Origin of the sequence: Rhodoferax sp. (assembly GCF_028689295.1) — a bacterium.
Classification (GTDB): domain Bacteria; phylum Pseudomonadota; class Gammaproteobacteria; order Burkholderiales; family Burkholderiaceae_C; genus Rhodoferax.
Genome location: NZ_JAQTWL010000010.1, coordinates 46,420 through 67,796, shown reverse-complemented (window position 1 = coordinate 67,796; position 21,377 = coordinate 46,420). Strand labels below are relative to the sequence as shown.

Annotated in this window: 21 protein-coding genes; 20 read left to right on the top strand and 1 reads right to left on the bottom strand. The window is 61.5% G+C overall.

Going from position 1 to position 21,377, the window contains the following annotated elements; translation table 11 throughout:
- Positions 1–28 precede the first annotated feature (28 nt).
- The 6 genes from dnaG to PHF15_RS10250 all read left to right on the top strand — a co-directional run bounded on the left by dnaG (position 29) and on the right by PHF15_RS10250 (position 7,727).
- Complete coding sequence (gene dnaG, locus PHF15_RS10275) at positions 29–1,894, top strand: DNA primase (protein WP_300120881.1); 1,866 nt, start codon at positions 29–31, stop codon at positions 1,892–1,894.
- A 244-nt stretch (positions 1,895–2,138) separates the two neighbouring features.
- On the top strand, positions 2,139–4,457 hold the full coding sequence (gene rpoD / locus PHF15_RS10270) for an RNA polymerase sigma factor RpoD (RefSeq protein ID WP_300120879.1): 2,319 nt from the start codon (positions 2,139–2,141) through the stop codon (positions 4,455–4,457).
- Positions 4,458–4,471: 14 nt separating this feature from the next.
- Positions 4,472–4,999 carry a ubiquinol-cytochrome c reductase iron-sulfur subunit gene (petA, locus tag PHF15_RS10265; RefSeq protein ID WP_300120877.1) on the top strand — a complete coding sequence of 176 codons (528 nt, stop codon included), beginning with the start codon at positions 4,472–4,474 and terminating at the stop codon, positions 4,997–4,999.
- A 105-nt stretch (positions 5,000–5,104) separates the two neighbouring features.
- Positions 5,105–6,187 carry an energy-coupling factor ABC transporter permease gene (locus PHF15_RS10260; RefSeq protein WP_300120875.1) on the top strand — a complete coding sequence of 361 codons (1,083 nt, stop codon included), beginning with the start codon at positions 5,105–5,107 and terminating at the stop codon, positions 6,185–6,187.
- Positions 6,184–6,993: an energy-coupling factor transporter transmembrane component T gene (locus tag PHF15_RS10255; RefSeq protein WP_300120873.1), complete on the top strand. Its 810-nt coding sequence runs from the start codon at positions 6,184–6,186 to the stop codon at positions 6,991–6,993. Before PHF15_RS10260 ends, PHF15_RS10255 begins: the two co-directional genes overlap by 4 nt.
- On the top strand, positions 6,990–7,727 hold the full coding sequence (locus PHF15_RS10250; protein ID WP_300120871.1) for an ABC transporter ATP-binding protein: 738 nt from the start codon (positions 6,990–6,992) through the stop codon (positions 7,725–7,727). Before PHF15_RS10255 ends, PHF15_RS10250 begins: the two co-directional genes overlap by 4 nt.
- Here the strand turns inward: PHF15_RS10250 and nikR are convergent, their stop codons facing one another.
- Complete coding sequence (nikR, locus tag PHF15_RS10245; RefSeq protein ID WP_300120869.1) at positions 7,728–8,234, bottom strand: nickel-responsive transcriptional regulator NikR; 507 nt, start codon at positions 8,232–8,234, stop codon at positions 7,728–7,730. It abuts the gene before it with no gap.
- Positions 8,235–8,439: 205 nt separating this feature from the next.
- Between nikR and PHF15_RS10240 the strand changes: the two genes are divergently transcribed.
- The 14 genes from PHF15_RS10240 to hypE all read left to right on the top strand — a co-directional run bounded on the left by PHF15_RS10240 (position 8,440) and on the right by hypE (position 21,368).
- Positions 8,440–9,621, top strand: a complete 1,182-nt coding sequence (locus PHF15_RS10240) for a hydrogenase small subunit (RefSeq protein WP_300120867.1) — start codon at positions 8,440–8,442, stop codon at positions 9,619–9,621.
- A gap of 2 nt (positions 9,622–9,623) precedes the next feature.
- Positions 9,624–10,610 carry a hydrogenase 2 operon protein HybA gene (hybA, locus tag PHF15_RS10235; protein ID WP_300120866.1) on the top strand — a complete coding sequence of 329 codons (987 nt, stop codon included), beginning with the start codon at positions 9,624–9,626 and terminating at the stop codon, positions 10,608–10,610.
- Positions 10,607–11,767, top strand: a complete 1,161-nt coding sequence (gene hybB / locus PHF15_RS10230) for a Ni/Fe-hydrogenase cytochrome b subunit (RefSeq protein WP_300120865.1) — start codon at positions 10,607–10,609, stop codon at positions 11,765–11,767. The genes hybA and hybB overlap by 4 nt, the downstream gene beginning before the upstream one ends.
- Before the next feature lie 22 nt (positions 11,768–11,789).
- A complete protein-coding gene (locus tag PHF15_RS10225) occupies positions 11,790–13,496 on the top strand; it encodes a nickel-dependent hydrogenase large subunit (RefSeq protein WP_300120864.1) in 1,707 nt (568 codons plus the stop codon).
- Positions 13,497–13,991: a HyaD/HybD family hydrogenase maturation endopeptidase gene (locus PHF15_RS10220; RefSeq protein WP_300120862.1), complete on the top strand. Its 495-nt coding sequence runs from the start codon at positions 13,497–13,499 to the stop codon at positions 13,989–13,991. It abuts the gene before it with no gap.
- A gap of 10 nt (positions 13,992–14,001) precedes the next feature.
- Positions 14,002–14,268 (top strand): HypC/HybG/HupF family hydrogenase formation chaperone, encoded by a 267-nt coding sequence (locus tag PHF15_RS10215; protein WP_300120860.1) that lies wholly within the window; start codon positions 14,002–14,004, stop codon positions 14,266–14,268.
- The gene (gene hybE, locus PHF15_RS10210; protein WP_300120858.1) at positions 14,265–14,768 is read left to right on the top strand and encodes a [NiFe]-hydrogenase assembly chaperone HybE; all 504 of its coding nucleotides are present in this window, start codon (positions 14,265–14,267) and stop codon (positions 14,766–14,768) included. The genes PHF15_RS10215 and hybE overlap by 4 nt, the downstream gene beginning before the upstream one ends.
- 33 nt (positions 14,769–14,801) lie before the next feature.
- Positions 14,802–15,197: a hemerythrin family protein gene (locus PHF15_RS10205; protein WP_300120856.1), complete on the top strand. Its 396-nt coding sequence runs from the start codon at positions 14,802–14,804 to the stop codon at positions 15,195–15,197.
- 12 nt (positions 15,198–15,209) lie between these two features.
- Positions 15,210–15,551, top strand: a complete 342-nt coding sequence (gene hypA, locus PHF15_RS10200) for a hydrogenase maturation nickel metallochaperone HypA (RefSeq protein WP_300120854.1) — start codon at positions 15,210–15,212, stop codon at positions 15,549–15,551.
- A 97-nt stretch (positions 15,552–15,648) separates the two neighbouring features.
- Complete coding sequence (gene hypB, locus PHF15_RS10195) at positions 15,649–16,620, top strand: hydrogenase nickel incorporation protein HypB (protein WP_300120853.1); 972 nt, start codon at positions 15,649–15,651, stop codon at positions 16,618–16,620.
- Positions 16,620–18,947 (top strand): carbamoyltransferase HypF, encoded by a 2,328-nt coding sequence (hypF, locus tag PHF15_RS10190; RefSeq protein ID WP_300120851.1) that lies wholly within the window; start codon positions 16,620–16,622, stop codon positions 18,945–18,947. Before hypB ends, hypF begins: the two co-directional genes overlap by 1 nt.
- Complete coding sequence (locus tag PHF15_RS10185) at positions 18,938–19,180, top strand: HypC/HybG/HupF family hydrogenase formation chaperone (RefSeq protein ID WP_300120849.1); 243 nt, start codon at positions 18,938–18,940, stop codon at positions 19,178–19,180. The genes hypF and PHF15_RS10185 overlap by 10 nt, the downstream gene beginning before the upstream one ends.
- Positions 19,177–20,304: a hydrogenase formation protein HypD gene (gene hypD, locus PHF15_RS10180; protein WP_300120847.1), complete on the top strand. Its 1,128-nt coding sequence runs from the start codon at positions 19,177–19,179 to the stop codon at positions 20,302–20,304. Before PHF15_RS10185 ends, hypD begins: the two co-directional genes overlap by 4 nt.
- Complete coding sequence (gene hypE, locus PHF15_RS10175; protein WP_300120845.1) at positions 20,304–21,368, top strand: hydrogenase expression/formation protein HypE; 1,065 nt, start codon at positions 20,304–20,306, stop codon at positions 21,366–21,368. The genes hypD and hypE overlap by 1 nt, the downstream gene beginning before the upstream one ends.
- Positions 21,369–21,377 lie beyond the last annotated feature (9 nt).

Here is a 21,377-nt window from a genome sequence, read left to right as displayed (position 1 = left end):
TGGGCGTGCGGGTTTCTACAATCCGGGCATGTCCATCCCACAGACCTTCGTTCAGGAATTGCTTGCGCGCGCCGACGTGGTGGAAATTATCGGCCGCTATGTGCCGCTTAAAAAGGGCGGCGCCAATTTCATGGGCCTGTGCCCGTTTCACAGCGAGAAATCGCCTTCTTTTTCAGTCAGCCCGAGCAAGCAGTTCTACCACTGCTTTGGCTGCGGCAAAACTGGCAACGCCATCGGTTTTCTGATGGAGCACGCCGGCATGAGCTTTGTTGAGGCGGTGCATGATCTGGCCCAGCAATTTGGCATGAAGGTGCCCGAAGACGATGCCAGCCCGCAGGACCGGGCGCGCGCCGCCGAGCAGCGGCAAAAACAAACCACGCTCAACGAGGTGCTGGAGAAAGCGTCCAAAGCGTATCAAAAACACCTCAAGGCATCCGAGCGCGCCGTGGCTTATTTCAAGGGCCGCGGCCTCTCGGGGCGGGTTGCCAAGCAGTTCGGCCTCGGCTACGCGCCCGAGGGCTGGCACAGTCTGGCCAGCGTGTTCCCAAATTACGACGACCCGCTGCTGGTGGAGAGCGGCCTGGTGATCCTGAGCGAGGAAGAGGGCCAGGAGGCCAGGCGCTACGACCGCTTTCGCGACCGGGTGATGTTCCCGATCCGCAATATCAAGGGCGAGTGCATCGGCTTTGGCGGCCGGGTGCTGGGCGACGACAAACCCAAATACCTCAACTCGCCTGAAACACCGGTGTTCAGCAAGGGGCGCGAACTCTACGGCCTGTTCGAGGCGCGCAACGCCCTGCGCGAGTACGGTTATGCCCTGGTGACCGAAGGCTACATGGACGTGGTGGCGCTGGCGCAGCTGGGCTTTCCCAACGCGGTGGCCACGCTGGGCACAGCCTGCACGGCGGAGCATGTGCACAAGCTGTTTCGTTTTACCGATTCGGTAGTGTTCAGCTTTGACGGTGACAGCGCGGGCCGACGTGCGGCGCGCAAGGCGCTCGACGCCGCGCTTCCGCTGGCCACCGACGTGCGTTCGGTCAAGTTTTTGTTTCTGCCGCCCGAACACGACCCCGACAGCTTTATCCGTGAAAATGGCAAAGATGCCTTTGCCCGCTATGTCAGCGAAGCGGTGCCCTTGAGCCGTTTCCTGATTGATGCCGCCCGCGACGGCTGCGACTTGCACAGCGCCGAGGGCCGTGCCCACCTTGCCAGCAACGCCAAACCGCTGTGGGAACTGTTGCCCGCAGGCGCCCTAAAGCAACAACTGCTGACAGAGATCGCCGATCTGGTGCAGCTCAGCGCGCGCGAGCTCAGCGACATCTGGCACCCTGCGCTGGCCAAGGCCAAGGTCAAACGCGAGCGTTTTGATCCTTATCTCAATGAGGGCAGCGCCACAGGCGAGGCCAAAAACTACCGCGCCAGGACGTCCAAAAGCAAAGGCTTTGAGCGACTCTCTAGCAGCCGCTTGCCTGCCAGCCGCGCCGACCATGCCGCACGCATCCTGCTGGACAACATGGCGGCGCTGGCGTCGTTGTCGGCCGAAGACCACACCCTGCTGTGCGGCTTGGCAGCGCCGCATGGCCCGCTTTTTTCCTGGCTTGAAGGGCAGCTTCATGAATATGGTCCGATGCCCTGGGCGGCCTTGCGCGAGGGACTGCGCGGGCATGAGAGCGAAGACTTCGCTTACAAGCTGATGGCCGGCTACGAGTTGGGCGCAGACGATGATGCCGGCGAAGAGCTCGAAGAACTGCGCCATTTGATCAACCGCATGCTGATCGAACACCTCAAAGCTGAAGAAACAGTAGCGATCGAAGCCGCAAAAACGGACCCCGGCTCCCTGAAACGCTACCGCGAACTCCAGGCGCGACGCTTGCTGCTGGAGTCTGCCACCTGAATCCTTAACGCCTGCCGGGTTGATCTCAAAAGGTATAATCCGCCGTCTTCTGACAAGCGCGACAGCAGCACCTCCGGGCCCGGCCAATTGATGACCTACTTTTCATCCGGCCAACTTACCGCAAGGACTGCATTCCAAATGTTCGCCCACCCACCTTGTCTGACCCGTTTCATGCCTCGTCCTGCCCAACGCTGGCTGCAATAGCGTTAGCCCATTCTGCCGTTACTGTTTTTGAGGTGCCACCATGCCTGCTACCAAGCCCAAAAAACCTGCTGTGTCCAAAGTGCAGACCAGCGTTGCCGCGAAATCCGCCAAACCTCCCGCATCCACCTCCAAACCGAAAGCCGCCCCTGTGACCGTTTCCAAGAGCAAAGCCAAAGCCATCCCGGAAGAGAAAAAAACTGCCGTCAAATCGGTTGAGCCTGTCGAAAAGAAAAAGGCGGCCAAAGCAGTCGAGGCTGCCGCCCCTGCCAAGGCTGCGGCCAAGCGCGGCCCAAAAGTCAAGGCCGGAAAGGCCGGCAACAAAGCCGAGGACCATGATGTCGACATGAGCGACATCGAGGACGACCTGGTGGGTGAACCCGAGGTAGTGGAAGCCTCGACCGAAAAGGTCAAACCCCTGCGCATGAAGATCAGCAAGGCCAAAGAACGCGCCTTGATGAAGGAATTCGGCCTGGACGAGACGGTGCTGTCCGAAGAAGACCTGGCCAAGCGCCGACTGCGCCTCAAGGCCCTGATCAAGCTGGGCAAAACCCGCGGCTACCTGACCCACGGCGAGATTTCCGACCACCTTCCCGACAAGCTGGTCGATGCCGAAACGCTCGAGGTCGTGATCTCGATGCTCAATGACATGGGTGTTGCGGTGTACGAACACACCCCCGATGCCGAGACCCTGCTGCTCAACCAGAACGGCCCCACCGCCGCCACCGAGGAAGAGGCCGAAGAAGAGGCTGAAGCCGCCCTGAGCACGGTGGACAGCGAGTTTGGCCGCACCACCGATCCGGTGCGCATGTACATGCGCGAAATGGGCACGGTCGAACTGCTCACGCGTGAGGGCGAGATCGAGATTGCCAAGCGTATTGAAGGCGGCCTGATGGCCATGATGGAGGCCATCTCTGCCTCACCCGCCAGCATTGTCGAAATTCTGAAATTGGGCGAAGACATTCGCAGTGACAAAGTGGTGATCACGACCATTGTTGATGGCTTCACCAACCCCAACGAGGCTGACGACTATGTGGCCGAAGAAGATTTCGACGAGTTTGATGCCGAAGACGACGACGATGGCAATGGCGGTTCCAAAGCGCTGACCAAGAAGCTCGAGGAGCTGAAAAAAGAGGCCATGAGCCGCTTCGACCGCCTGCGTGAATACCACGAAAAAATTCTCAAAACCTACGACAAGGAAGGTTACGGCACCCCCAGCTACCTCAAGACCCAGCGACTCCTGTCTGACGAGCTGATGTCGATCCGCTTTACCGCCAAAACCATCGAAAAACTCTGTGACATGGTGCGCGGCCAAGTCGACGAGGTCCGCAAGAAAGAGCGCGAACTGCGGCGCATCATTGTCGACAAATGCGGCTACCCGCAAGAGCATTTCATTGCCGAATTCAGCGGTCGCGACAAACACCACCACAAGGTTCCCAGCCATTTGCTGGACTTGAAGTGGATCGAAAGGCACGCCTCCGCTGGTAAACCCTGGAGCGCGGTGATGGGCCGCAACATTCCGCCGGTGCAAGAGCTGCAGCAGCGCCTGATGGACCTGCAAAACAAGGTGGTGGTGCCGCTGGACCAGCTCAAGGACATCAACAAGCGCATGAACGAAGGCGAATACGCCTCGCGCGCGGCCAAAAAGGAAATGATCGAGGCCAACTTGCGCCTGGTGATCTCGATCGCCAAAAAATACACCAACCGCGGCCTGCAGTTCCTCGATCTGATTCAGGAAGGCAACATTGGCCTGATGAAGGCGGTGGACAAGTTTGAGTACCGCCGCGGCTACAAATTCAGTACCTACGCCACTTGGTGGATTCGCCAGGCCATCACCCGCAGCATTGCCGACCAGGCGCGCACCATTCGCATCCCGGTGCACATGATCGAGACCATCAACAAGATGAACCGCATCAGCCGTCAGCATTTGCAGGAATTTGGCTACGAACCAGATGCCTCGGTGCTCGCCGAGCGCATGGAGATCCCCGAGGACAAGATCCGCAAGATCATGAAAATCGCCAAAGAGCCGATCTCCATGGAAACCCCGATTGGCGACGATGACGACAGCCACCTGGGTGACTTTATCGAAGACGGCGCCAACACCGCCCCGATGGAAGCCGCCATGCAGGCCGGTCTGCGCGATGTGGTGAAAGACATTCTGGACAGCCTGACCCCGCGCGAAGCCAAGGTGCTGCGCATGCGTTTTGGCATCGAGATGACCAACGACCACACGCTTGAAGAAGTGGGCAAGCAGTTTGACGTGACGCGTGAGCGCATCCGCCAGATAGAAGCCAAGGCGCTGCGCAAGCTCAAACACCCGAGCCGCTCCGACAAGCTTCGTAGCTTTACCGACAACCTGTAAAAACCGGAGACGACGTGGCACCCGTTCGCGTCAAACGCCGGGGCCTGCTGCTGGGAGCCGGTGCGGGCGCCGCAGCCGCCGGGCTGGCTTACTGGTGGAAGGCAAAGCACGCCGACAACGCTCCGCAGGGTTCGCCATTGGCCGTCGATCTGCAAGACTTGCCGGCAGGCAAACTGCTGACCCTGAATTGGCAAGACAAGCCCGTCTGGGTGATGCGCCGCTCGCCTGCTGAGATCGCTGCGCTGGCCGATCACGAAGAGCTGCTGCTTGACGCCGACTCGCGACAATCGGTGCAGCCGCCAGCCTGCCGCAACCGGCACCGCTCGCTCAGGCCGGACATTTTTGTTGCCGTGGGCCTGTGCACGCATCTTGGCTGCACGCCCCAGTTGCGCGGCGCTGAAGGCTTCACCTGCCCGTGCCATGCCTCGCACTACGACCTGGCAGGGCGCGTTTTCAAAGTTGGGCCGGCACCGGCCAACCTGGTCATTCCAGCGTATCACTTTGCGTCGGAAAACCGTTTGGTGCTGGGCGCCAGCGCCTGAAAACCGCGTCGGCTTGGCGCGCACCTTGCCTTGGATTGCGCTCAATTCATACAATTTATAAATTCGTCATACAATGAATTTCCTTTAATTCCACAAGGAATCATCATGCACATGGCCGATGCTCTGCTTTCCCCCGCCGTCGGGGCGACGTTTTGGGTGGCTTCGGGGGCTGCGCTGGCCTGGTCGGCGCGTCAGGTCAAGCGCGACGACCGGCCCGATCTGGTGCCACTGATGGGGGTGCTGGGGGCGTTTGTGTTTGCCGCCATGATGATCAACTTCACCATCCCCGGCACCGGCTCCAGCGGACATCTGGGCGGCGGACTGCTGCTGTCGATTCTGTTGGGTCCGCACGCGGCGCTGATCGTGATGGCCTCGGTACTGACGGTGCAGGCGCTGTTTTTTGCCGACGGTGGCCTGCTGGCGTTGGGGGCGAATATCTTCAATCTGGGTGTGTGCACCTGTTATCTGGCGTATCCGCTGATTTACCGGCCACTGGTGGAGCGCGGGGGTCAGTCGCCGTCGCGCCAACGCCTCACGTTGGCGGCGCTGCTGGCGGCGGTGCTGGGGCTGCAGGTGGGGGCCTTCGGAGTCGTTGCCGAGACACAGCTTTCTGGCATCACCAGTTTGCCCCTTGGGACGTTTCTGATGTTGATGCAGCCGATTCATCTGGCCATCGGCCTGGTGGAGGGGCTGGCGACCGCCACGCTGGTGCTGTTTGTGCGCCAGGCACGCCCCGACCTGTTTGCGCCGCTGGCGCCCACCACGCGGGCAGCACCGCAGTCGGCGCGACGGCCGGTGGGCCTGATGACGGCGCTGGGCGCTGTAGCGTTGTTGACCGCAGGGGTGTTCTCGTGGTTTGCATCCAGCCAGCCAGACGGGCTGGAATGGTCGATTGAACGCACCACGGGCCAGACCGAACTGGCGACATCCTCACCGGTGCACGCCACGCTGTCGGCTTGGCAGGCTGCCACCGCATGGTTCCCGGATTACGCCTGGCCTTCTGGATCAAAATCGGCTCTGGCCGAAGTGGAACAAGCCAAAGACGCCACCAAAAAAGAAGCAGATGCAGCTTGGCCAGCAGTCGATGCCGGCACCTCGCTGGCGGGTGTGGTGGGCGGCCTGGTGACCCTGGGCCTGGTCATGGGCGTGTGCTATTGGCTCAAACGGCGCAAACCCCGTCCGTTGTGAGCTCCATTGCGCAAGCGTTGCAGGACTTTCAGTCGCTGGAGTCGCTAGCGGCCAAAGACTCTGCGTTGTCTGCGCTGGACGCGAGAGCCAAGATTCTGGTGACGCTGGGCTTCATCGTCACCGTGGTGTCGTTTGACCGCTACGCTGTGGCGGCCTTGTTGCCGCTGGCATTTTTTCCGGTGGTGATGGCGGCTCTGGGCAATATCCCGGGGCGCTTGATCGGGCGAGCGGTGTTACTGGCCTCGCCGTTTGCCGTGATGCTGGGGGCGTTCAACCCGCTCTTTGACCCGCAAGTGGAGCTGCGGGTGGCTGGTGTCGGCATCGGCGGTGGCTGGCTGTCTTTTGCATCGATTCTGATTCGCTTTGCCCTGACCGTATCGGCCGGGCTGATCCTGGTGGCGGGCACCGGCTTTGCGCCCCTGTGTGTTGGCTTGGGGCGCTTGGGCCTGCCGCAGGTGATGACCACCCAATTGCTGCTGCTACACTGCTTTACTTGGGTGCTGGCCAATGAGGCGGCGCGCATGAGCCTGGCGCGCGAGCTGCGTGCCAATGGCCGGTCCTTGGCGCTGGCGGTATATGGTCCGCTGCTGGGCCACCTGCTGCTGCGCGCGCTGCAACGCGCCCAGCGCATTCATCAGGCCATGCTGGCGCGCGGCTTTAACGGCCAGTTGCATCGCCGCGCCGTGATGGATTGGCAACGCCGCGACACCGTGTTCGTTGGGGTTTGCCTGCTGGGGTTTGTGCTGGTACGCCAGCTTGATCTGGTGCACGAGCTGGGCGCACTGGTGCTGGGAATGGTCCGGTGAGTCACCCCGCTGTCGAGGTGCAGGGCGTGCATTACCGCTACCCCGATGGCCAGGCGGCTTTGCGTGGCGTGAGTTTTTCCATTCAACCCGGCGAGACCGTGGGTCTGATCGGTAGCAATGGGGCTGGCAAATCGACCTTGTTGCTGCACCTCAATGGCGTGTTGCTGCCCTGTGCGGGACAGGTGCGGGTGCAGGGGTTGCCGGTGGATGGCGCGCATCTGGTGGAAGTGCGCCGCCAGGTTGGCATGATGTTTCAGGATCCGGACGACCAGTTGTTCATGCCCACCGTGCAAGAAGACGTGGCCTTTGGCCCCGTCAACATCGGATTGCCCGCTGCGCAAGTGCAGGCCCGCGTCGCCCAAGCTCTGGCCACGGTGGGGGCCGCTCACCTGGCAGATCGTGCGCCATATCGCCTGTCTGGAGGCGAAAAGCGCAGCGTGGCGTTGGCCGGTGTGCTAGCCATGAACCCTGGTGTGGTGGTAATGGATGAGCCCAGCGCCGGCCTGGACCCGGCGGCGCGACGGAGCCTGATCAACCTTCTGGCAAGTTTGGAGCACACCCAGCTTATCGCCACCCATGATCTGGACTTGGTGCAGGACCTGTGCAGCCGCGTGCTGGTGATGCGCGAAGGAATGATTGAAGCCGACAGCACTCCCGATGCTGTTTTTGCCGATGCCAACTTGCTGGCGCGTTGCCATCTGGAGCTACCACTGGGCAGACAGCGGCAGATTTAATCAGGTCTTGGGCTTGAGGTGAATATGCGTGTGTGCGGGCTTGTCCTGGCCATGCATGTGCGGGTGGTCATGCGGATGCTCGTGCGCATGTGTATGGCCTGCACCGACCTCCACCGCCACCACGTTGAGCAGGCCGTGGCGCACGCCGCGCTCGGCCATCAGGGCGTCAGAAAAAGCGCGCACGGCGGATGTGGCGCCGCGCAAAATCACACTCTCCAGGCAGTTGTCGTGGTCCAGGTGCGCGTGCAAAGTAGCCACGGTCAAATCATGCTGCTCATGCTGCAAGGCGGTCAGGCGCTCGGCCAGGTCGCGCTCGTGGTGGTTATAGACATACGACAGGTTGGCCACACAATGCCCCGCCGGGCTCTGGACCGTGCGCGCGGCCTCCAGGTGCGAACGCACCAGGTCGCGCACCGCCTCCGAGCGATTCTTGTAGCCGCGCTCGGCAATCAGGCGGTCAAATTCCAGCGCCAGTGCGCTGTCTATGGAAATGGTGATGCGTTCCATGCTGCTCTCCAGATGTCAAAAAAATGAAGTTTTCTCTGGTTAGTTGACCGACTATCTACTAACCACTTCAAGGATTCACACGATGCAAAAAATCCGGGTTAACCCTTGAATTCAAGCTCAAACCCTGCTTTTTTAGCTTGGCCCGTAAATTGCGGTTCTTGGATTGATCGGGTCAATGCATCACCTGACTATACGAGGAGACAACATGGGCAACATGAACGAAATTTTTGAGCTTGGGCGCAATGCCTTGCAGGGCATTGAAAACCGTCTGGGCATGTCGCGGCGCGACTACCTGCAGTTTTGCGCCACACTGGCCGTCACCATGGGCTTGCCCAAAGGCGCTGATGCGGCGGTGGCCAAAGCCATTGAGTCGGCCCAGCGGCCGTCGGTGATCTGGCTGCATTTTCAGGAGTGCACCGGCTGCTCGGAATCCTTGTTGCGCGCCGAACACCCCACGCTTGAAAAACTGATTCTGGATGTGATCTCGCTCGACTATCACGAGACGCTGATGGCCGCTGCCGGGCACCAGGCCGAAGCCGCCCGTAAAGCCGCCATGAAAGCCAACAAAGGCAAATACGTGCTGGTAGTAGAAGGCGCGATTCCAGTCAAGGACAACGGCATTTACTGCAAGATTGGCGGCACCAAGGCGATTGATCTGGTCAAGGAGTGCGCTGCCGATGCCGCCGCCGTGATTGCCATCGGCTCATGTGCTTCCTGGGGCGGCATGCCTTCCTCGGGCGGCAACCCCACTGGTGCATCCAGCGTCGGTGAAGTGCTGGGCAAGCCGGTGGTGACCATTCCGGGATGCCCACCCAACCCCTACAACTTCCTGGCGACCGTGGTGCACTTTTTGACCTTTGGAAAACTGCCGGATGTTGACCAATTGGGTCGTCCCAAGTTTGCTTATTCGCGCCTGATTCACGAGCACTGCGAACGCCGTGCGCACTTCGATGCCGGTCGCTTTGCGATGGAGTTTGGCGATGCCGGTCACCGCCAGGGCTATTGCCTGTACAAGCTCGGCTGCAAGGGGCCAGAGACCTATGCCAACTGCTCCACCATCGGCTTTGGCGATGCCGGCGAAAACAACTGGCCGGTCGGCTGCGGCCACCCCTGCATTGGCTGCACCGAAAAAGGTGTGGGCTTTACCAAACCCATTCATCAGGTGGCCACCGTCATCAACATCGTGCCGCCGCAGCAATACCCGCGCATCGTCGAAGAAAACGGCAAGGGTGCCAGCTTTGCCGCTGCGGCAGCCCTGGCTGCGCTGGCGGGCGCGGCGGCCGGCGGGGCCGCCATGCTGGCGCGCAACCTGGGACGCTCGCATGCAGCCGAAGAAGCCGCCCAAGCCAGTGCAAAGCCGACGAACGTTGACAAAGCCGGAGCCTGATCATGGACTCCCGTCGCCACTTTCTCAAAGGGCTGCTGGCCAGCGGCGCGGCGCTGGCAGGTACCGCAGTTGCACCCGAAGCCTGCGCCCGCGAAACGCACATCCGCCCGGTGGATGGCCTGGGCCTGCTCTACGATTCCACGCTTTGCATCGGTTGCAAGGCCTGCGTGGCCGCCTGCAAGGCCGCCAACAACAACCCGGCCGAGTTTTCGACCGAAGACCAGTTGTGGGACACCCCGCTCGACACCTCGGGCTACACCTTCAACATCATCAAGATGTACCGCAACGGCTCCATGGAAACCAAGGATGCCGAAAACAACGGTTTTGCCTTCATGAAGACATCCTGCATGCACTGCGCCGACCCCTCGTGCGTGTCGGCCTGCCCGGTGTCGGCCATGACCAAAGACCCGGTGACGGGCATCGTGGCTTACGATGCCGACATCTGCGTGGGTTGCCGCTACTGCGTGGTGGCATGCCCGTTTGGCATCCCAAAATACCAGTACGACTCGCCCACCGGCAAGATTGGCAAGTGCGAGCTGTGCCGTCATCGCTACAAAGATGGCAACTATTCGGCTTGTGCCGAAGTGTGCCCTACCGGCGCCACACTCTACGGCAAAACATCGGATCTGCTGGCCGAGGCCAAACGCCGCATCGCGCTGAAGCCCGGCAGCCGGACCCAATACCCGCGCGGCAAGATCGGCGGCCCTGATCAAAGCTACGAAGCACCTGTGGGCAACTACCTGCAGCATGTGTACGGCGAAACCGAATATGGCGGCACGCAAGTGCTGAAGCTCTCGGCCGTCAATTTCCAGAAAATGGGCTTGCCCGATCTGCCGCCCAACTCATCGGCGGCCACGTCTGAGACGATTCAACACTCGCTCTATGGCGGTCTGGTTTTGCCGGTGGTGGCGCTGGGGGCCTTGAGCTTCATCGCCAAACGGAATGTCAAACCAGAGGATGACGACGCCTCCGAGGAGCACACATCATGAGCCAACATTCGCACGCCACCCCCGCACCGCGGGGCGGCAGCTTGCTCAATGCCACCACGCTGGTCTGCGGTGTCCTGATTGCCATCATGGTCACCTTTTTGCTGGTGCGCTTTGCCTTTGGCCTGGCCAGCGTTACCAATGTCAACGATGGTTACTCCTGGGGCATCTGGGTGGTGATCGACGTGATGGTCGGCTCGGCGTTGGCCTGTGGCGGCTTTTCAGTGGCGCTACTGGTCTATATCTTCAACAAGGGCCAATACCATCCACTGGTGCGGCCCGCTTTGTTGGGCAGCCTGTTTGGCTACACCCTGGCCGGTACCGGCATCTTTGTCGACCTGGGGCGCTGGTGGAACTTTTGGCACATCTTTTGGCCCAGCTATTCCAACCCCAACTCGGTGATGTTCGAAGTGGCCGTGTGTGTGACCGCCTACATCGTCGTGATGTGGATCGAGTTCTCGCCGGTGTTTCTTGAAAAACTGGGTATGAAGGACGTGCGCCAGAAGCTCAACAAGCTGCTGTTCTTCTTCATCGCCCTGGGTGTGTTGCTGCCGATGATGCACCAGTCGTCGCTTGGCACCATGCTGGTGGTGATGGGCAGCCAGGTCAACCCATTGTGGCAAACCCCGCTGCAGCCCGTCATCTACCTGCTGACCGCCATCGTGATTGGCTATGGCGTGGTGCTGTTTGAGTCGTGTGTGGCATCAAGCGCCTACCGACTCAAAATCGAAACGCATTTGCTCGATCCGCTGGCCAAAATCATGCTGGGCGTGCTGGCCCTTTATCTGGTGGTACGGGTGGCAGACCTGACCGTGCGCGGCGCCTGGTCGGGTGCCTTTGAGCCGAGCTGGGTCACGTTGTCGTTCTGGGTGGAAAACATTGGCTTCATTGCGCCCTTCTTTCTGATTGGCACGGTGCAAGCCCGGCGCAACCCGGCACGCTTGTTCCTGGCTGGTATCGCCATCATGGTCGGTGGCGTGCTGCTGCGACTTAATGGCTTCATGATTGGCTACGGGCACCACACCGGCAGCGGCTGGACGTATTTCCCCTCGTTTGGCGAGATCATGGTCACCACGGGCATGTTCGCCATCGAAGTCCTGGGCTACATCATCATCACACGCCGCTTCCCGGTTTTGCCGCGCGAACCCAAGCTGGCTTGATTAAAATTTTTAGGAGACAAAAATGGCACAACGGATCACCATCGACCCCATCACCCGCATCGAGGGGCATCTGCGAATTGACGTGGACATCAATGACGGCAAGGTCAACAAGGCCTGGTCGTCCGGCCAGATGTGGCGCGGAGTTGAACTGATTTTGCTCGGACGTGACCCACGCGATGCCTGGACCATCACCCAACGCATCTGTGGCGTTTGCACCACGGTGCACGCCATCTGCTCGGTGCGTGCGGTAGAAAACGCGCTCAACCTTGAGATCCCGCTCAACGCGCAGTACATCCGCAACATCATCATCACCGCCCATGCAGTGCACGATGCCATTGTGCACTTCTACCATCTGTCGGCGCTCGATTGGGTGGACGTCACCTCCGCCCTCAAGGCCGACCCCGACAAGACCGCCGTGCTGGGTGAGAGCCTGTCGAGCTGGCACCTCAACAGCAAGCACGAGATGCGCCGCGTGCACGAACGCCTGAAACATTTTGTCAATGGCGGCCAGCTTGGCATCTTTACCAACGGCTACTGGGGTCATCCAGCCATGAAGCTGTCGCCCGAGGTCAACCTGCTGGCGGTATCGCACTACCTGCAAGCGCTGGAAGTGCAACGCAAGGCCAACAAGATTGTGTCGATCCTGGGCTCCAAGACCCCGCACATCCAGAATGTGGCCGTCGGTGGCGTGGCCAACCCGCTGGCCACCGACTCCGAGGCCGTGCTCACGGTCGAGCGGCTGATGGCCATCAAGGGCTACATCGACGATCTGGCCGATTTTGTCAAAAACGTCTATTTAATCGATGTGGCCGCGGTGGGTGCTTTCTACCCCGAATGGACGAAGATCGGCAAAGGCATCACCAACTACCTGTCGGTGCCAGACATTCCCCTGGATACCAAGGGCACGCAGTTCGCCTTCCCCGGTGGCTTCATCCCTGGCGGCGACCTGAGCAAGCGCAAAGCCATCGGCAGTTTCCACGATGAATACTGGCAAAAAGGCGTGGAAGAATCAGTCAAACACTCCTGGTACAACTACTCGGATGCCAAGTCGCTGCACCCGTACAAGGGCGAGACCACCCCCAACTACACCGACTTTAAGGACGATGCCAAATACTCGTGGCTCAAGTCACCCACCTTCTACGGTCAGGTGGCGCAGGTTGGCCCCTTGGCGCGCGTCCTGAATGGTCTGGCGGCCGGTCACAAGCCCACCACCCAATACGCCACGGCGGCGCTGGACACGGTATCGGCGCTGGCCAAAACCAAGATCGGTCTGGATGCGATGCATTCGACCATTGGCCGTCACGCCGCACGCGCCATCACCTGCTGCGTCAATGTCGATACGCTGGCTGACCAGTGGACTTTGCTGCTGACCAACATGGGCAAGGGCGACATGGCCACTTTCAACAAGCCGGTGTTCCCCAAAGGAGAAGTCATGGGCGTGGGCTTTCACGAAGCGCCGCGCGGCGCGCTGTCGCACTGGGTGGTCATCGACAACGGCAAGATCAAAAACTACCAGTGCGTGGTGCCTTCCACCTGGAACGCCTGCCCGCGCAACGACAAGGACGAGCCCGGTCCTTACGAAGCCTCGCTGGTGGACACCCCGATTGCCGACGCTGAGAAGCCGCTGGAAGTGCTGCGCACCATCCACTCGTTCGACCCCTGCATTGCCTGCGCCATCCACCTGACCGACCCGAAAAGCGGCGCGGCGTTCTCGGTCAAGGCGGTATAGATGCGCGCTGTGGTTCTGGGCATCGGCAACACCATCCTGAGCGACGAGGCTGCCGGTGTGCGCGCCGTCGAGGCGCTGGAGCAGGCCTTTCGGATGCCGGCCAACGTGCTGGTGATCGACGGCGGTACCTCGGGCATGGAGATGATCGAAGACCTCTCCAACCTCGATTTTTTGCTGGTGCTTGACGTGGTCTTGACCGGTGCAGCGCCCGGTACCCTGGTCAAAATTGCCGGCGACGAGATTCCGGTATTTTTTCGCGACAAACTCTCGCCGCACCAGATCGGCCTGCCCGACGTGCTGGCCAGCCTGGAATTGCTCGATGCCATTCCCAAGGAAATTGTGGTGCTGGGCGTGGAGCCAATCTCACTCGAATTGGGCATGGACATGACGCCCACCGTGGCTGCCACGATTCCCGAACTGGTGAACAGGACAGTGGCCGAGCTGAGCGCGCGCGGCTATGTGCTGGAGCCGCTGCTCAGCCCGGCGCAGGTCTGAAAGCGTCAATATGTGCCTGGCCGCCCCATCATTGGTGCTCGAAGTGGCTGATGGCATGGCTGTGACCGAATGTTTTGGCCAGACCCGCCGCGTCAGCCTGCTGCTGTTGAGTGAAGACGTTCAGGTGGGCGACTACCTGCTGATTCAGGCCGGCGGTTTTGCCTTTGAACGCATTGAGCCCGAGCGCGCCCGCGAGTCACTGGCGCTGATGCAGGAACTCATGGCGCAGCCCCACGATGCCCGGCTGTGGGGCGCAGCCGGAATTGAGCCGGCATGACGCTACGGGTACACACAAACAACCCCGAAGAAGCGGTGGCTGCCGCTTTTTTTCGCGTTCAGCAGACCAGCATGGCCGACGTGCCCATCCTGAATCCGGCGCTATCGGTAGAGGCCATCGACTTCCGGCACTGGCAGGGGAACTGGCTGGGCATGGTGGTCACACCATGGTGCATGAGTCTGACGCTGCTGCCCGGCAACGCGCAAGGCTGGATTTCGGTGGGTGTGAACAAGCGCCGCTTCATCAAGTTTCCGGCAGGTGATTTTGCCTTTCTAGGCGGCCATGAGGAAGAACTTGGCGAGTACCAAAGCTGCTCGCTGTTTTCACCCATGAACAAATTCAGCAACCAGTTCGAGGCTGTGCAGACCGCGCGCGCAGCCCTGATCGGGCTGCTCACAGCGCCTGTCGTCAAAGCAGACAGCACAGTCGAACAGGTGGATCGAAAACCGGTAACGAGGAAACTTTCACGGCGCGGCTTTTTGGCTTTTCACAAATCGTAAACTTCAAGCTTCAGAAAACCAGAGAGGCGAGACATGTCCCCCATTAAAGAATTCAACGTCAAGGCCAACGACGACACCGACCGCGAGCATCAGGTACAGCTTGAGCTGCTGCAAAAGCTCTGCCTGGCGCTTGAAGCCGGGGCGACGGCCACCACAGTCCATCAGATCATCAGTGATCTGATAGATTACAGCGAAGCGCATTTCATGTCCGAAGAACTGCTGATGCGCATGAAAAGCTACGACGACTATGAAGAGCACCAGGACAACCATACTCATATCCTCGAAGTCTTGCGCGACATGGCTTCCCAGAATATCGCCGGAGAGGGCGCCCTGTTAAAGCACAAAGCCCGTGACATGCTTGGCTTTATCACGCAGCACATTGCCACCCGCGACAAGCGGCTGGCAGACCATGTGCGACTGGGGCTGTGAAGCGGCCGCTCCATGCATGAAATGTCGCTGGCCGAAGGCGTGCTGCAACTCGTTGAAGACGCCGCGCGCAAGGACCAATTCAACAAGGTGACCGCCGTCTGGCTGGAAATTGGCCTGCTCTCGGGCGTGGAGCCGCAAGCCATGGCCTTTTGTTTTGATGCCGTCACCCGTGGCAGCGTAGCCGATGGTGCCAGACTGGAGATCATTACCACACCCGGCCGGGGCTGGTGCATGGTCTGCGCCAGAACCGTGCCCATGACCGAAGTTTTTGGTGAATGCCCGAGCTGTGGCGGCTTCCAACTGCAAGTGACAGGCGGCACCGAAATGCGGGTGAAGGAGCTGGAAGTATCATGAAGCATTGCAGCTGTGGGGCCGACTTCAGTCGGCCATGGCGGGTTGAAACCCGCCCCACAAGCTCTGCCCCCAGCGGATTAAATCGAGGAGAAATACGATGTGTGTGACCTGTGGTTGTGGTGAAGGCGAAGTCAATATCGAAGGCGCGGCAGCGACGCACGCGCATGAGCATGTGCACGCCGATGGCACTCGTCATTCCCATGAGCACCCCCATGCGCACGAGCATCAGCATGACCAGGCGCACGATCACGGGCATGCGCATGAACACACGCATGACGCTACGCCGGCGCATTCGCATGCAGCCGGCCTGCCACCCACCCGCATGGTGCAGATCGAGCAGGACATCCTGGCCAAGAACAACGCCTATGCCGCGCGCAACCGGCAGCAGCTTTGCGAGCGCGGTATTTTTGCGCTCAATCTGGTGTCGAGTCCGGGTTCGGGCAAGACCACGTTGTTGTGCAAAACCATCGAGCTGCTGGGCTCGTTCCCGGTTGCCGTGATCGAGGGCGACCAGCAAACCAGCCAGGACGCCGACCGCATTCGCGCCAGCGGCGCGCAAGCCATCCAGATCAACACCGGCAAGGGTTGCCACCTGGACGCGCACATGGTGGGCCACGCCATGGCCCAACTCCAGCTGGCGGACGATGCGCTGCTGCTGATCGAAAACGTGGGCAACCTGGTGTGCCCGGCTGCGTTCGATTTGGGCGAGGCGCACAAGGTGGTGATCCTGTCGGTGACCGAGGGCGAGGACAAACCCATCAAATACCCCGACATGTTCCGCGCCGCCGGCCTGATGCTGCTCAACAAGATCGACCTGCTGCCGCATCTGACTTACGATGTGGATGCGGCAATAGCCTACGCGCGCCGTGTTAATCCGCAGATCAAGGTGATCCAGCTCAGCGCCACCAGCGGAGAAGGCATGGGCGAGTGGCTGGCCTATCTGCGCGACGGTATCGCCCAAGCCCATGCTGTCAAATCACAAACCATGGCCAGCCTGCAGGCCCAAGTCGCGCACCTGAAGGCGCAACTCGAAGCTCAAGAACAAGCCAGATCAAACGCACCGGCCTGATGGCGTTATCGGCCTTGCTTTCGCAGCACATCCGCGTCACCGGCATTGTGCAAGGGGTTGGTTTCAGGCCCTTTGTCTGGCGCCTGGCCGAGCAACTCGGCCTGCGCGGCTGGGTGCGCAACGATTCCCAGGGGGTCGAAATCCTGGCCCAGGGCGGCCCGCCAGCTTTGGCCGAGTTGCAACAGCGCCTGCGCACCGATGCGCCGCCGCTGGCACGCGTTGACAGCGTGCAGGCGCAGGAACTGGCGGCAGAGCCGTTCACTGCTTTCAGCATCATCGCCAGCCAGTCGGGTCAGGCCGCCACCGCGATTGGCCCTGACGTGGCGGTCTGTGCCGAGTGCCTCAGCGAACTGTTCGACCCGACCAATCGGCGCCATCGCCACGCCTTCATCACCTGCACCCATTGCGGGCCGCGCTACACCGTGACCCGCGCCCTGCCCTACGACCGGCCGCAGACCAGCATGGCGGCGTTCCCGCTGTGCCCGGCCTGCAGCCTTGACTACACCGCGCCGGCCAACCGCCGTTTTCATGCCGAGACCACCTGTTGCCCGCAATGCGGGCCTCGTTTAAGTTTGTCCGATGCACAGGGCCGGCCCCTCGCTGGCGACCCCATCGCACGCACCCTGCAACTTCTGCAAAACGGCCAGATCGTCGCCATCAAGGGCCTGGGCGGTTTCCACCTGGTCTGCGATGCGCGCAACCCGGAGGCGGTGGCGCGGCTGCGCTTGCTCAAGAACCGCGAAGCCAAACCCTTGGCCGTGATGCTGGCCAACGCCGCCAGCGTGGCGCCCTATGCGCAGGTACCAGCGGCCGAGCGCGCCCTGCTGGAAAGCCGCGAGCGCCCCATCGTGCTGCTGCGCGCCCAGGCTGGTTGCGATGCGGCCCTGCCTGGTGTCGCTCCCGGCCTGCTGAGTCTGGGAGTGATGCTGCCCACCACGCCGATCCATTTTTTGTTGTTTCATGAAGCTGCTGGCCGGCCCGATGGCACGGCCTGGCTTGACCAGCCGCAAGCGCTGATTCTGGTGATGACCAGCGCCAACCCGGGCGGTGAGCCCGTCGTGCGCGACACGGCCGAGGCACAGACCCGGCTGGCGGGCATTGCCGATGCTTTTCTGGACCATGACCGCGACATCGTGGCGCGCTGCGACGACAGCGTGCTGCAGGTGGCGGCGGGCGCGGCGCAATTCATACGCCGCAGCCGTGGCTACGCACCGGCCGCCATTGCCCTGCCGCAGTCCGGGGCGTCGGTGCTGGCTTTTGGCAGCCACCTGAAAAACACGGTCTGCGTCACGCGCGGCCACGAGGCCTTTTTGTCGCCCCACATCGGCAGCCTGGACAACGCCGCCAGCTGCCACTTTCAGGATGAAACGGTGCGGCGCTTGTGCGATTTGCTGGATGTCAAGCCGCAATGTGTGGCGCACGATCTGCACCCCGACGACTACAGCACGCGCGCCGCCATGGCCTATGCGCAACAGCATGGCCTGCCCACCATGGCCGTGCAACACCACCACGCCCACATCGCTGCGGTGTGTGCCGAACACGGCTGGCACGGCCCGCTCCTGGGGCTGGCGCTCGATGGTGTCGGCCTGGGCACGGACGGCACAGCCTGGGGCGGCGAACTGCTGCACATCGATGGCGCACAATGCGAGCGCCTGGGTCACCTGCGCCCTCTGCCCATGCCGGGCGGTGACCGGGCGGCGCGCGAGCCTTGGCGAATGGCGGCCGCCGCGCTGCATGAGCTCGGCCGCAACGCCGAGATTGCGCCACGATTTCAGAATCTGGCGGCCAGCACCGTGACAGCCATGCTGGTGCGCCAGCTCAATAGCCCGCGCACGTCGAGCATGGGCCGGGTATTCGATGCTGGCGCGGGCCTGCTCGGCCTGAGCCACAGTATGGCTTACGAGGCCCAAGCCGCCATCCTGCTGGAGCAGGCGGCCACGCTATTCATCGATTCCCACGGCTGGCCGAACCCCATGCCGGGTGGCTATTTAATCAGCGACGACGGCCAGCTTGATCTGCTGCCCGTGCTGGGCGCGCTGATCGATACACGCAACGTGCAACACGCCGCCGCCGTGTTCCATGCCACCCTGGTGATGGCCTTGACTGAATGGGGGCTTCAAGCCGCCAAAACCACCGGTTTGAATACCCTGGCCTGGGGCGGTGGCTGCTTTCTTAACACCCTGCTCACGTCTCAGCTGAGGCAAAATCTGCAACACAATGGCATCACGGTGCTGGCACCGCTTCGCACCTCGCCCGGCGACGCCAGCATCGCGCTCGGGCAGGCCTGGGTGGCCTTGCAATCTTTGGAGACAAACAGATGTGTTTAGCACTACCGGTCAAGGTGATTGAAGTGGGCTGTGGCCAAAAAAGCGAGCACGCCATGGTGGACCTGGGCGGGGTCAAGAAAGAAATCTCGCTGGCGCTGCTCGACGATGTGCAGGTGGGCGACTACGTGATTTTGCACGTGGGTTACGCGCTTTCCAAGCTCGATCCCGAAGAGGCCGAGCGCACGCTGGCGCTGTTCTCGGAAATGTCTGAGTCAGCCCTGACGACGCCATGAAATACATCGACGAGTTTCGCGATGGCGCGGTGGCTCAAACGCTGGCCGGGAAGATTGCGGGCTTGGCTCAGCCCGAGCGCAACTACAGTTTCATGGAATTTTGCGGCGGCCACACCCATGCCATTTCGCGCTACGGCCTGAGCGATCTGCTACCAACCAATGTCCGCATGGTGCACGGCCCCGGTTGCCCGGTGTGTGTGCTGCCGATTGGCCGCATCGACATGGCCATCAACCTGGCGCTCAAGCAAAACGTGATTTTGTGCAGCTACGGTGATATCTTGCGTGTGCCGGCCTCTGAGGGCTTGTCTCTGATGAAGGCGAAAGCGCGCGGCGGCGACATCCGCATGGTGTATTCCACGCTCGATGCCTTGCAGATTGCGCGCGACAACCCGGGCCGCGAAGTGGTGTTTTTTGCCATCGGCTTCGAGACCACCACACCGCCGACCGCACTGGCCATCCTGCAGGCCGCTCAGGAGCAGCTCGCCAACTTCAGCGTGCTGTGTTGCCATGTGCTCACACCTGCCGCCATCACCCAGATTCTGGAGTCGCCCGAGGTGCGCCAGTGGGGCACGGTGCCAATCGACGGCTTCATCGGCCCGGCGCACGTCTCGACCGTGATCGGCAGCCGGCCCTATGAATTTTTTGCCGAAGAATACCGCAAGCCGGTGGTGATTGCCGGCTTTGAGCCACTCGACGTGATGCAGGCCATCCTGATGCTGATCGCCCAGGTCAACGACGGCCGAGCCGAGGTCGAAAACGAATTTGCCCGCGCCGTGAGCCGCGACGGCAACCGCAAGGCGCAAGACCGCGTGGCCGAGGTGTTCGAGCTGCGCCGTGAATTCGAATGGCGCGGCCTGTCCGTGGTGCCCTATTCGGCCCTGAAAATCCGCGAAAAATATGGCGCCTTCGACGCCGAGCGCCGCTTCAACATGGACTACACCTCGGTGCCCGACAACAAGGCCTGCGAATGCGGCGCGATTTTGCGTGGCGTCAAGCGCCCGCAGGACTGCAATATTTTTGGCACCGTCTGCACCCCCGAGAACCCGGTGGGCTCGTGCATGGTCAGCAGCGAAGGCGCCTGCGCGGCGCACTACAGTTACGGCCGTTACAAGGATATGAACTGATGAGTGAAGTCAAACGCGGCTACATCCGTCCGCTCGACCTGAAACACGGCCGGGTCGACATGACGCATGGCTCCGGCGGTCGCGCCATGGTTCAACTGATCTCGGAGCTGTTTGCCAAACACCTGGGCAACGCCTATCTGGGCCAGGGCAATGACGGCGCGGTGTTGCCCGCGCCCGTGCTGGGTGGCCAACCGGCACGGCTGGTGATGTCCACCGACTGCCATGTGGTCTCGCCGCTGTTTTTCCCGGGCGGCGACATCGGTTGTTTGTCGGTGCACGGCACACTCAACGATGTGGCCGTGATGGGCGCCACACCGCTTTATCTGGCAGCCGGTTTTATTCTGGAAGAAGGCTTTGCCCTGGGCGACCTTGCCCGTATCGTCGAGTCCATGGCGCGCGCCGCAAGCGACGCCGGTGTGCCGGTGGTCACCGGTGACACCAAGGTCGTGGAGCGCGGCAAGGGTGACGGCATTTTCATCACCACCACCGGCGTTGGCGTGTTGCCTGATGGACTGGAACTGGGCGGCGCCCGTGCCCGTCCGGGCGATGTGGTGCTGGTGTCTGGCGACATGGGAGATCACGGCGTGGCCATCATGAGCCAGCGCGAAAACCTGACGTTTGAGGCGGCCATTGCATCGGACACCGCTGCGCTGCATGGCCTGATTGCCAGGCTGCTCGCCACCGGTGCCGACATCCGCTGTCTGCGCGACCCGACCCGCGGCGGGCTGGCCTCCACCCTGAACGAAATTGCCGGGCAATCCGGCGTGGGCATGATGCTGCACGAGAAAGCCATTCCGATCAAGCCGGTGGTGGCCGCCGCCTGCGAGTTCCTGGGTTTGGACCCGCTCTATGTGGCCAACGAAGGCAAGCTGATCGTGATTTGCGCCGCTGCCGACGCGCAACAGTTGCTGGATGTGATGCACGCGCATCCACTGGGAACGAATGCCGCACAAATCGGCGATGTGCTGGCCGACGACCACCATTTTGTGCAACTCACCACCGCCTTCGGTGGCCGGCGCATCGTCGATTGGCTGGCCGGCGAGCAATTGCCGCGCATTTGCTGAAACCCACGT

Excerpts from the sequence above, each read along its gene's own strand:
- dnaG (WP_300120881.1), top strand. The coding sequence starts at position 29 with ATGTCCATCCCACAGACCTTCGTTCAGGAATTGCTTGCGCGCGCCGAC.
- rpoD (WP_300120879.1), top strand. The coding sequence starts at position 2,139 with ATGCCTGCTACCAAGCCCAAAAAACCTGCTGTGTCCAAAGTGCAGACC.
- PHF15_RS10260 (WP_300120875.1), top strand. The coding sequence starts at position 5,105 with ATGCACATGGCCGATGCTCTGCTTTCCCCCGCCGTCGGGGCGACGTTT.
- nikR (WP_300120869.1), bottom strand. The coding sequence starts at position 8,234 with ATGGAACGCATCACCATTTCCATAGACAGCGCACTGGCGCTGGAATTT.
- PHF15_RS10240 (WP_300120867.1), top strand. The coding sequence starts at position 8,440 with ATGGGCAACATGAACGAAATTTTTGAGCTTGGGCGCAATGCCTTGCAG.
- hybA (WP_300120866.1), top strand. The coding sequence starts at position 9,624 with ATGGACTCCCGTCGCCACTTTCTCAAAGGGCTGCTGGCCAGCGGCGCG.
- hybB (WP_300120865.1), top strand. The coding sequence starts at position 10,607 with ATGAGCCAACATTCGCACGCCACCCCCGCACCGCGGGGCGGCAGCTTG.
- PHF15_RS10225 (WP_300120864.1), top strand. The coding sequence starts at position 11,790 with ATGGCACAACGGATCACCATCGACCCCATCACCCGCATCGAGGGGCAT.
- PHF15_RS10220 (WP_300120862.1), top strand. The coding sequence starts at position 13,497 with ATGCGCGCTGTGGTTCTGGGCATCGGCAACACCATCCTGAGCGACGAG.
- PHF15_RS10215 (WP_300120860.1), top strand. The coding sequence starts at position 14,002 with ATGTGCCTGGCCGCCCCATCATTGGTGCTCGAAGTGGCTGATGGCATG.
- hybE (WP_300120858.1), top strand. The coding sequence starts at position 14,265 with ATGACGCTACGGGTACACACAAACAACCCCGAAGAAGCGGTGGCTGCC.
- PHF15_RS10205 (WP_300120856.1), top strand. The coding sequence starts at position 14,802 with ATGTCCCCCATTAAAGAATTCAACGTCAAGGCCAACGACGACACCGAC.
- hypA (WP_300120854.1), top strand. The coding sequence starts at position 15,210 with ATGCATGAAATGTCGCTGGCCGAAGGCGTGCTGCAACTCGTTGAAGAC.
- hypB (WP_300120853.1), top strand. The coding sequence starts at position 15,649 with ATGTGTGTGACCTGTGGTTGTGGTGAAGGCGAAGTCAATATCGAAGGC.
- hypF (WP_300120851.1), top strand. The coding sequence starts at position 16,620 with ATGGCGTTATCGGCCTTGCTTTCGCAGCACATCCGCGTCACCGGCATT.
- PHF15_RS10185 (WP_300120849.1), top strand. The coding sequence starts at position 18,938 with ATGTGTTTAGCACTACCGGTCAAGGTGATTGAAGTGGGCTGTGGCCAA.
- hypD (WP_300120847.1), top strand. The coding sequence starts at position 19,177 with ATGAAATACATCGACGAGTTTCGCGATGGCGCGGTGGCTCAAACGCTG.
- hypE (WP_300120845.1), top strand. The coding sequence starts at position 20,304 with ATGAGTGAAGTCAAACGCGGCTACATCCGTCCGCTCGACCTGAAACAC.